General features: G+C 68.0%; 2 protein-coding genes. One reads left to right on the forward strand and one right to left on the reverse strand.

Going from position 1 to position 11,840, the window contains the following annotated elements; all coding sequences use genetic code 11:
- Nucleotides 1-213 precede the first annotated feature (213 nt).
- Nucleotides 214-11,106 (forward strand): autotransporter-associated beta strand repeat-containing protein, encoded by a 10,893-nt coding sequence (locus ARC23_RS09155; protein ID WP_057496949.1) that lies wholly within the window; start codon nucleotides 214-216, stop codon nucleotides 11,104-11,106.
- 57 nt (nucleotides 11,107-11,163) lie between these two features.
- On the opposite strand, the gene ARC23_RS09160 is transcribed toward ARC23_RS09155, so the two are convergent.
- Nucleotides 11,164-11,607, reverse strand: a complete 444-nt coding sequence (locus tag ARC23_RS09160) for a GNAT family N-acetyltransferase (protein ID WP_057496950.1) — start codon at nucleotides 11,605-11,607, stop codon at nucleotides 11,164-11,166.
- Between the last annotated feature and the right edge of the window lie 233 nt (nucleotides 11,608-11,840).

Raw genomic sequence — 11,840 nt, forward strand, 5'->3', positions numbered from 1 at the left:
ACAGTGCCGCCATTCGTTGTGCGGAATCGGGGAGTTTCCGTGCGGAGGAATACGCTGGAATGCCGCTCCTGATGCGGGTCCGCGTGAAGATGTGAAGATTTTCCGAAGTTAATGCAGCAGGCCTTGTTTCCGTGGCGGGAACCGGGATGGGCTGCATCGTCTTCAAAAAAACCTGCCCGCAGTGCCATCCGGTCTTTTCATGGAGATTTACCGATGAACCGCATTTACCGTCTGGTTTTCAATCGCTCCCTCGGCGTAATGCAGGTTGCATCGGAGGTTGCCCGGAATCCTGGCGGTAGCGCGGTTGCCACCGAGCGGCCACCGCGCCTGCGGGCGCATCAGCTGGCGGTTGCTCTGGCCGCCACGCTGGCCAGCGGTTCGGCGTTCGCGGCGTGCACGGGAACCACCACGGTCAATTGCGATAGCTCAACCAACATCACCAACTACGTCAATGGTACCAACGGGCTGACCCTGAACATCGCCAGCGGCGCAGTAATCAGCGTGCCCGTGCTGGTGGGCGGCAACGCGGTGACGCTGACCGGCAGCAACACCACCGTCAGCAACGCCGGCACGATCGATCCGTCCGTGACCGGCGGGCTGAGCCTGGCCGCCGCCGGCCTGGTGGTCGGCAACAGCGCCGCCGGTGGCAGCTTGATCACGGTCAACAACGAGACCGGTGGCCAGATCAAAGGCATCTTCAATATCGGCACGCTGCTTGGCTTCGGCGGCCAGGCGGTGGTTGCGCAGAATGCTTCCGGTGGCACGACCACCCTGGTCAACGACGGTTCGATCGGAATGTCGCTGCTGGGGTTGGGCCAGGTGGCCGACGCAACCTCGGTGGTGACCTACGGCGGTGCACAGGCCAATGTGACCAACCGCGGCAGCATCACCGGTCGCGTCGGCCTGGGTGCTTCGGCGGGAAATACCTTCATCAATGCGGGCACGGTCAGCGGCAGCGTGCATCTGGGTGATTCCACCGGGGGCAATACTTTCACGGCCGTAGCCGGCTCCAGTGTTGCTGCGGGGGGAGGCCTGGCTGCAGCGGGCACGCTGGTTGGCGTGACCGGGGTGAAGGTGGCCGCTGCGGGAACCGTCGATGCCGGCGCCGGTACCGGTGCGGCCAGCAACACGCTGGTGCTGCAGGACAATGCCGGCAACAACGGACCGGCCACGAGCATCGGCTGGAGCAACTACCTCGGGTTCCAGAGGCTGACCGTCAACAGCGGCACCTGGAACCTGCAGGGACCGTGGTCGGGAACCGGCGCCATCACCCTCGGCGGCGGCCTGGTCAACTTCAACAGCAGCACCTCGTTCGGCTCCGGGCTGTTCACCGTCAACGGCGGCACCATCGCTGCCAGCGGCGCGGGCCTGGCGCTGGGCAACAACTTCACGCTCAACAGCGCATTGACCCTGGGCGGCACGCAGGGCTTCAGCTTGAATGGCGTGCTGTCCGGTGGCGGCGGCCTGACCGTCAGCAACACGGGTGTGGTGACGCTGGGCGGTGCAAACCTGTTCGGCGGCGGCGTCAACCTCAATGCCGGCGGCCTGGTGCTGGGCAATGCCGGTGCCCTGGGCAGCGGCAACCTGACCGTCGGTGGCAGCGCCTCGCTCGACACCAGCGGCGGCTTCGTGCTGGGCAACAACCTGGTGATCAACGGCGGCGGCTCGCTGAACCTGCTGGGCAGCAACGCGCTGTCCTTGAACGGCTCGATTTCCGGCGCCGGCAACCTGACCAAGAACGGGGCCGGCACCCTGACCTTGAACGGCAGCAATGCGCTGACCGGCGCCTTCAATCTTCTCGGCGGCGCGTTGGCGCTGGGCGCGGGCGGCAGCCTGTCGCCCACCGGCGCGATCACCGTGGGCGTGGGCACCAGCCTGGATCTTTCCGCGGCCACCAACCAGACCATCGGTTCGCTGGCTGGCCTCGGCGGCACGGTCAACCTGGGCAGCCGCACGCTGACCCTCGGTGGGCTCGGCGATACCAGTTATGCCGGTACGTTCGGCGCGGGCACCGGTGGCCTGATCAAGCTGGGTACCGGTGTGCAGACCCTGTCGGGTGTCAACAATCTCAGCGGCGGCATCGCGCTCAACGCCGGTGGCCTGCTGCTGGGCAACAACGCGGCACTTGGTACCGGCGTGCTCAGTGTCGGCGGCAACGCGAGCCTGGATGGCACCACCGGGCTGTCACTGACCAATGCGATCACGCTGGGCGCAGGCGGAACCTTGAACCTGCCGGGCAACCAGGCACTGACGCTCAACGGCGTGATCGATGGCGTCGGTGGGCTGGCCAAGAGCGGCGCGGCAACGCTGACGCTCAACGGGGCCAATACGTTCGCAGGCGGGTTGGCGTTGAATGCCGGCAACCTGGTGCTGGGCAATGCCGGCGCGCTGGGCACGGGGGTACTGGATGTAGGCGGCGCGGTGACGCTCGATGCTGGTGCGGCGCTGAGCGTGGGCAATGGCATCAATCTGGGCGGCGGTGCGTCGCTCAACGTGCTCGGCAGCAATGCACTGACGCTGGGCGGTGTCATCGGCGGTACCGGCAGCCTGGTGAAGAATGGCGCCGCAACACTGACCCTGAGCGGCGCCAACACCTACATCGGCGGCACCGCCATCAATGCGGGCACGGTGGCGATCGGTGCCGGTGGCCGTCTGGCCGCAACCGGCGCGGTCACGCTCGGCGGCGCCGGCGCGGTGCTGGATCTGTCCGCCGGCGGCAACCAGACCGTGGGCGCGCTCAGTGGCGTGGCCGGCAGCACGCTGGCGCTCGGCGCCACGACGCTGACCTTCGGCGATGCCACCAACCAGACCCTGGCAGGCGTCATCACCGGTACCGGCGGCCTGATCAAGCAGGGCGCCGGTATACAGACGCTGGATGGGGCCAACACCTTCAGCGGTGGCCTGGACCTGGCTGCCGGTGGGCTGCTGCTGGGCAACAACGGTGCCCTCGGCAGTGGCGCCTTGACTGTCAGCGGCAACGGCACGCTGGACGGCACCGCTGCACTGAACCTGGGCAATGCGGTGAACCTGACCGGTTCGCTGACGCTGCCGGGCGCACAGAACCTGACCCTGGGCGGTGTGGTGGCCGGGACCGGCAGCCTGGTCAAGAACGGCGCATCGGTATTGAGCCTGACCGGCACCAATACCTTCAGCGGTGGGCTGACGCTCAATGCCGGCAGCCTGCTGCTCGGCAGCAGTGCCTCGCTGGGCAGCGGCGCGCTGAATGTCAATGGTGCCGCCACGCTTGATGGCCTGACGGCGCTCAACCTGGCCAACAACATCGCACTGGGCGGCGGTGCTTCGCTGACACTGCCAGGCAGCCAGGCAACCACCGTCGGCGGCGTGATCTCCGGCACGGGCACGCTGGTCAAGAACGGCGCCAGCACGCTGACGCTCAATGGTGCCAACACCTTCAGCGGTGGCCTGGCACTCAACGCCGGTGGCCTGCTGCTGGGCAATGTCGGCGCGCTGGGTGCCGGTGCATTGAATGTGGCGGGGAACACGACCCTGGACAGCAGCGTCGCGCTCACGCTGGGCAATGGCGTGAACCTGGCAGGCGGCGCGGTGCTGGATCTGCTGGGCAGCCAGGAGGTGACGCTGGGCGGTGTGATTGCCGGAACCGGCGAACTGGTCAAGAACGGCGCTTCGACACTGACCTTGAATGGCGCCAACACCTTCTCCGGTGGTGTCGGCCTCAATGCCGGTGTGCTGCGGCTGGGCAATGCGGGCGCACTGGGCACGGGCGCACTGGATGTGGGGGGCAATGCCTCACTGGATGCCAGCGCCGCACTGAACCTGGGCAACAGCATCGGCCTGGCCGCAGGTGCCAACCTGACCGTGCTGGGCAGCAACGACCTGACGCTGAGCGGGCCGGTGTTCGGCGCCGGTGGATTGATCAAGGACGGTGCGGCACGGTTGACCCTGAGTGGTGCCAATCTCTATGCCGGCGGCACCACCGTCAACAGCGGCACGCTGGCGCTGGGTGCAGGCGGCAGCCTGGCAGCGGCCGGCGATGTGACGCTCGGCAATGCCGGTGCGGGCTTCGATATTTCCGCGGCCGGTGGCAACCAGACCATCGCTGCGTTGAACGGCGTGGCCGGCACCGCGCTGACCCTGGGCGGCAATTCGTTGACCTTCGGCACCAATGCCAACGCCAGTTTTGATGGCGTGATCAGCGGCACGGGCGGGTTGGTCAAAACCGGTACCGGCATCCAGACCTTGTCCGGTGCCAATACCTTCAGTGGCGGCCTGGCGCTCAATGGCGGTGGCCTGGTGCTGGGCAATGCCGATGCGCTGGGGGTCGGCGCGCTCGGCGTCGGTGCCGCGGTCAGTCTCGACAACACGGTGGCGCTGAACCTTGCCAACGCGGTGAACTTCGGTGCCGGCACGCAGTTGACGCTGGGCGGCAGCAACGACCTCACCCTGGGCGGCGTGCTGAGTGGCAACGGCAGCTTGGTCAAGAACGGTGCTGGCCTGCTGACGCTCAACAACAGCAACACCTTTGACGGTGGCCTGACCCTGAACGGTGGCGGCCTGGTGGTCGGCGCCAGCGGCGCGCTGGGCACCGGTGCGTTGAATGTGTCTGGCAGCACGACGCTGGATGCCGGCGCTGCGGTGACGCTGGGCAACGCCGTGAACCTGGGATCGGGCGTGGCGCTGACCCTGCCGGGCAGCAACGCGCTGACCCTGGGCGGCACCGTGGCCGGCAATGGCAGCGTGATCAAGAACGGCGGTGCGACGCTGACGCTGTCCGGCGCCAACACTTATACCGGTGGCACCACCGTCAATGCCGGCACGCTCGCGTTGGGCGCGGGCGGCAGCCTGGCCGCGGCAGGTGACGTCACGCTGGGGGCTGCGGGGGCGATCTTCGACATCTCCGGTGCAGGCAGCAGCCAGACCATCGGTGCGCTCAACGGCGTGGCGGGAACTTCGCTGGCCCTGGGCGGCAATTCGCTGACCTTCGGCAGCGCTGCCAACGGCGCGTTTGATGGCCTGATCAGTGGCGGCGGCGGGCTGGTGAAGGTGGGGGCCGGCGTGCAGACCCTGTCCGGCGCCAATACCTTCGGCGGCGGCGTCTCGCTCAACGCCGGTGGCCTGGTGCTGGGCAACGATGCGGCGCTGGGTACGGGCACACTCACCGTGGGCGGTGCGTCCACGCTGGACACCACCGGGCTGGCGACGCTGGCCAACAACGTGGTGCTCAATGCCGGGCTGACCGTGCTGGGCACCAACGCACTCACCCTCAACGGAGTGCTTTCCGGTACCGGCAGCCTGACCAAGAACGGCCTTGCAACGCTGACCTTGAACGGCATCAACACCTACAGCGGCGGTACCCTCGTCAATGCCGGTACGCTTGCGCTCGGCGCCGGCGCGAGCCTGGCAGCGAGCGGCACCGTCAATCTCGCCACCGGCGCCACGCTGGACCTGTCGGCCGGCAACGGTACACAGGTGTTCGGCACGCTGGTTGGCGACGGTACGGTCAACCTGGGTGCCAACAACATCGAAGTCGGCAGTGCCGTCAACGGTACCTTCAGCGGTTCGATCGCCGGCACCGGTAGCCTGACCAAGGTCGGAAGCGGTATCGAAACACTGACCGGCAACAACACCTACACCGGTGGCACCCTCATCAACGCCGGCACGCTGGCGATCGGCGCCGGTGGCAGCCTGGCGGCGACCGGTGCGGTGAACGTGGCAGCGCCCGGTGCGGGCTTCGACATCTCGGCCTCCGGCGCCAACCAGACCATCGGCTCGTTGTCCGGCGTGGCTGGCTCGACGGTCAGCCTGGGCGCCAACACGTTGATCCTGGGGGGCGTCAGCAGCAGCACCTTCGATGGCGCGATTGCCGGTACCGGCGGGCTGGTCAAGAACGGTGCGGGCATTCTCACCCTCGGTGGCGCCAACCTGTTCAGCGGCGGCGTGGCATTGAACGGCGGTGGGCTGCTGGTCGGCAACAACGCTGCACTGGGTAGCGGTGCGTTGAACGTCGGTGCCGATGCGACGCTGGACAGCAGCCTGGCGGTGACGCTTGGCAATGCCGTCAATCTCACGGCCGGTGCCAACCTCAATCTGCTCGGCAGCAACGCGCTCACGCTGGGTGGCGTCATCAGCGGAGGCGGTGGCCTGATCAAGAATGGTGCGGCCACGGTGACCCTGACCGGCGCCAACACCTACACCGGCGGTACCACCATCAACAGCGGCACGCTGGCCATCGGTGCCGGCGGCAGCCTGGCCTCTACCGGCGCGGTGAACCTTGCCGGTGCCGGCACGCTGGACATCTCCGGCGGTGGCAACCAGAGCATCGGTTCGCTGGCCGGCGTGGCCGGCAGCAGCGTGGCGCTGGGCGGCAACTCGCTGACCCTGGGCGGCGTGGCCGACAGCACCTACAGCGGCGTGATCAGCGGCAGCGGCGGATTGATCAAGAACGGTGCCGGCGTGCAGACACTGACCGGTGCCAATACCTTCGGTGGAGGTGTCATCCTCAACGCCGGTGGCCTGGTGGTGGGCAACAACGCCGCGCTGGGCACCGGTGCGGTGACCGTGGGCGGCGCTGCCACGCTCGATTCCAGCAGCGCGATCACCCTGGGCAACAACTTCGTCCTCAATGCCGGCCTGACCGTGCTGGGCAGCAACGACCTGACCCTCAACGGCAGCCTCAGCGGCGTCGGTTCGCTCACCAAGAACGGCCTGGCCACGCTGACCTTGAATGGCGCCAACACCTATACCGGCGGCACGTTCATCAATGCCGGCACGCTGGCGCTGGGCGCGGGGGCCAGCCTGCATGCCAATGGCATCGTCAACCTGGCCAGCGGCGCGACCTTCGATCTGTCGGCCGGCGCCGGTACGCAGGTGTTTGGCACGCTGCTCGGCGACGGTACGGTGAACCTGGGTGCGAACACGCTGACCATCGGTGATGCCACCAATGGCACCTTCGCCGGTTCGGTGGCGGGCACCGGTGGGCTGATCAAGGAAGGCACCGGGACCCAGACCCTGACCGGCACCAACACCTTCACCGGCGGCACCACCATCAACGCCGGCACGCTGGCGATCGGCGCCGGCGGCAGCCTGGCGGCGACCGGTGCGGTCACCCTGGCCAATGCAGGTACCGCGTTTGATATCTCCGCAGGCGGTAACCAGAGCATCGGCTCGCTGGCGGGCGTGGCGGGCTCGACTGTGTCGCTGGGTGGCAACACGCTGACCCTCGGCGGCGTCGGCAACACCGCGTTCAACGGCGTCATCGGTGGCACCGGCGCGCTGATCAAGGACGGTGCGGGCGTGCAGACGCTGGGCGGTGCGAACACCTTCACTGGCGGTGTCACCCTCAATGCCGGTGGCCTGTTGGTCGGCAACAACGCGGCACTGGGCAGCGGTGCGCTCACCGTCGCCGGCAACGGCACGCTGGATGCCAACGCGGCGGTGATCCTGGGCAACGACGTCGCCTTGGGCGCCGGCGCCAACCTCGACGTGCTTGGCAGCAACGACCTGACCCTCGGTGGCGCGATTTCCGGCGCCGGCGGCCTGATCAAGGACGGTGCGGCCACGCTGACCCTGACCGGCGCCAGCAGCTACACCGGCACCACCACGCTCAACAGCGGCACGCTGGCGGTGGGCGCGGGCGGCAGCCTGTCCGGCGCCAGCACGGTGAACCTGGCCGGCACCGGCACCCTGGACATCAGCGCCGGTGGCAACCAGAGCATTGGCGGCCTGGCCGGTGTTGCCGGCAGCACCGTCGCGCTGGGTGGCGCAACGCTGACCACCGGCGGCAACAACACCAGCACCACCTTCGCTGGCGTACTCAGTGGTACCGGTGGCCTGGTGCAGGGCGGCACCGGCACGCTGACGCTGAGTGGCGACAACACCTATACCGGCGGCACCACCATCAACGGCGGCAGCACGCTGCAGATCGGCAATGGCGGCAGCACCGGTTCGGTGCTGGGCGACATCACCAACAACGGCAGCCTGGTCTACAACCTGGGTACCACGGCAACGGTAGGGGGCGTGGTCAGCGGCAGCGGCGGCCTCACCCAGGCCGGCAGCGGCACGCTGGTGTTGACCGGCAACAACACCTACACCGGTGGAACCACGATCAATGCCGGTGGCACGTTGCAGGTCGGCAACGGCGGTGCGACCGGCGCGATCGTCGGCGACATCACCAACAACGGTGCGCTGGTGTCCAACGTGGCCGGCAACACCACGCTGGGGGGCACCATCAGCGGCAGCGGCGGCCTGACCCAGGCCGGCGCCGGTACCCTGACCCTCACCGGCAACAACACCTATACCGGCGGCACCACCATCAATACCGGTGGCACGCTGCAGGTCGGCGATGGCGGCGCGACCGGTGCCATCACCGGCAATGTCGCCAACAACGGCAGCCTGGTGTTCGACGTGGCCGGCAACACCACGGTCGGTGGCGCGATCAGTGGCAGTGGCGCACTGACCCAGGCCGGCGCGGGTGTGCTGACCCTGGTCGGCAACAACAGCTACACCGGAGGCACCACCATCAACACCGGTGGCACGCTGCAGGTGGGCAATGGCGGCGCCACCGGTTCGATTGCCGGTGACATCACCAACAATGGCGCGCTGATCTCCAACGTGGCCGGCAACACGCAGCTGGGCGGCACCGTCAGCGGCATCGGTGGCCTGACCCAGGCCGGCAGTGGCACGCTGCTGCTGACCGGCAACAACACCTACAGCGGTGGCACCACCATCAACGCCGGTGGCACGCTGCAGCTCGGCAACGGTGGCGCGACGGGTTCGATCATCGGTGATGTCACCAACAACGGCTCGCTGGTGTCCAATGTGGCCGGCAACACCACGCTGGGCGGCACCATCAGCGGCAGCGGTGGCCTGACCCAGGCCGGCAGCGGCACGCTCACGCTCACCGGCAACAACACCTATACCGGCGGCACCACGATCAACACCGGCGGCACGCTGCAGGTGGGCAACGGCGGCGCGACCGGCGCGATCGGCGGCAATGTCACCAACAACGGCAGCCTGGTGTTCAACGTCGGCGGCACCACCACGGTGGGCGGCACCATCAGTGGCAGCGGTGGCCTGACCCAGGCCGGCAGCGGCACGCTGATCCTGGGCGGCAACAACACCTACACCGGCGGCACCACCATCAACACCGGGGGCACGCTGCAGGTCGGCAACGGTGGCATCGGCGGTGCCATCGCGGGCAACGTCAGCAACAACGGCAGCCTGGTGTTCAACGTCGGCGGCACCACCACGGTGGGCGGCACCATCAGCGGCAGTGGCGGACTGACCCAGGCCGGCAGCGGCACGCTGGTGTTGACCGGCAACAACACCTATACCGGCGGCACCACCATCACTGCCGGTGGCACAGTGCAGGTCGGTAACGGCGGGGCCAGCGGTTCCATCACCGGCAACATCACCAACAACGGCGGCCTGGTGATCAACACCGGTGGTACCACCACGCTGGGCGGCTCCATCAGCGGTGGCGGCAGTATCGTGCAGGCCGGTCCGGGCAGCCTCAACCTCGGCGGCAACAGCGGTGGTTTCAGCGGTACCGGCCAGGTCACCGGTGGTGGCTTGAATGTCACCGGCAACATCGGCGGCCAGTGGACCATCGGCAGCGGCACCACGCTGTCCGGCACCGGCACCATCGGGGGCACTGGCGGTGGCGTGACGGTCTCCAGCGGCGGCGTGCTGTCGCCGGGCAATGGCACGGGCAACGGCAACGGCGCGGGCAACGGCACCGGTACGATCACCGTTGGCGGCAACCTCACGCTGTCCCCGGGCAGCACGCTGGGCATCGATCTGGGCGCCACCGGCAGCGATACCGTGCAGGTCGGCGGCAGTGCGAATGTGGGCGGCAGCATTGTGCAGGTGAACACCATTTCGCCCAGCACCAGCTACCAGCAGGGCCAGCAGTACACCGTGATCAATGCCGCAGGTGGGTTGAACGGGCAGTTCGCTTCGGCGACCACGCCGTCGGCCTTCCTGACCATCACGCCGGTCTACACCGCCAACACCGCCAACCTGGAGATCGACGTGGCGCAGACTGCGGCCTTCACCAGCGTGGCCAACAGCCGCAACCAGTACAACACTGCGGCCGCACTGGACAGCCTGCCGCAGACGGGCTCGGCGCTGGGGCTGTACAACACGCTGCTGATGTACGACGCCGGCACCGCACGCGCGGCGTTCGACCAGCTTTCCGGCGAAGTGCATGCGGCCAGCCGTGCGGTGCTGCTGTACGACAACTACCTGGAAGAAGGCATCCGCCAGCGCCTGGGCAGCGAACTGCCGACCGTGCGCGGCGAGCGCGCTTCGGCCTGGCTGGCCGGCAGCGGCAAGGTGTTCAAGCAGGATGGCGATGGCAACGGTGACCAGATCCGTGCCAATCGCAATGCACTGATGGCCGGTGTGGACTGGCAGCTGGGCGAGCATGTGGTGCTGGGTGCGGCGGCCGGCAATGAGCGCCTGGACACGCGCCTGTACGATCGCAGCTCGCGCGCCCGCCTGCGTGGCAACACCTTCGGCCTGTATGCGCAGGGACAGTGGAACAACGGCTTCGCGGTCGGTGGCAGCGTGTCGCGCGGTGACTACCGTACGCGCACCACGCGCGAAGTGCCGCTGCTGGGCCAGACCCTGTACAGCCGCCAGGATTCGGACGTGACCATCGCCCAGGCCGAAGGCAGCTGGACCTGGACCCATGGCCGGACCCAATTGCAGCCGTACGTGCAGTTCACCCGGCACTGGGTCGACAGCGATCGTGCGGTGGAGCAGGGCGGTACGGCCGCGCTGGTGCTGGAAGGCGGCAAGGACACGCTCAATGTCAGCACGGTCGGCGTGCGTGGCCGTTGGGACGTGGGCAGCGGCGAGCGCTTCCCGGCGCAGCTGACCGTCGGCCTCGGCTGGCAGCACGCCTCCGGTGACACCGACGTGGCCAGCCGCAACCGCTTCGCGGTGGGCGGCAATGCCTTCGATGTCTACAGCGCGGTGATGGCCCGCAATGCGCTGGTCAGCCAGGTGGGCGTGGCGGTCGGCCTGGGCCGCAACAGCCAGCTGTCGATGTTCGTGCAGGGCCAGCATGGCGATGGTCGCCGCGATGTCGGCGGGCAGATCAACCTGCGCGTGGGCTTCTGAGGGGAGCAGGTCAACGAGGGATCCGCGCGCGGTGTGGATCCGGGCCAGGGCGGAGGGCTACACCCTCCGCTCCATCTCCACGGCGTCGATCCCGGCGCCGTGGCCATCGGCGATCACCCGTGTCAGCTGGAAGCCGAGGCCGGCGTAGAACCCTTGGGAGTGCTGGCTGGTGCTGAGCGTGATGCGCTTGATCGAGGGATCCGCTTCGGCCAGGCGCAGGCGTGCCAGCGCCAGTTCGCGGCCCAGCCCCTGCCGGTGCAGCGCGCGCTGCACCATGCCCCAGCAGAAACCGGCACGGCCGTCGCCGTATCGCGACAGGCCGCCACAGGCCACGATGCTGCCATCGCGCTCGATGACCTGGTATGCGCAGTCCGTGGCCTGTTCGCGCAGGAAGCGTTCAAAGTCGCTGCGCTCTTCGGGCGCGAAGTAGGTGGGTACGTTGCTGTCGAAAATCGACAGGCAGGCGCTGGCATCGGCGGGGTGGTACAGGCGGCATTTCATGAGGCCACGATAGACGATCGGCGGCAGGTCCAGGCCCTGCGTGGATTCACCTCCGGAATGCCATTCGCATGCCCCTTGCACCGAATCGCCGGCCAGCGTTGCGTACATCACCACGAAGCTCAGCTGCGGCGGTCTGTCCGCGCATGTCACGCATCTGGAGGAACAAGCCCCTCTGGCTGGCTCTTATTAACATCTGACGCTGCCGACGCCAAGGAGCGCGGTGCACTGCGGGA

This window comes from Stenotrophomonas beteli, from assembly GCF_001431665.1.
Classification (GTDB): Bacteria; Pseudomonadota; Gammaproteobacteria; order Xanthomonadales; family Xanthomonadaceae; genus Stenotrophomonas; species Stenotrophomonas beteli.

Coding starts and splice junctions, on each gene's coding strand:
- ARC23_RS09155 (WP_057496949.1), top strand. CDS start 214: ATGAACCGCATTTACCGTCTGGTTTTCAATCGCTCCCTCGGCGTAATG.
- ARC23_RS09160 (WP_057496950.1), bottom strand. CDS start 11,607: ATGAAATGCCGCCTGTACCACCCCGCCGATGCCAGCGCCTGCCTGTCG.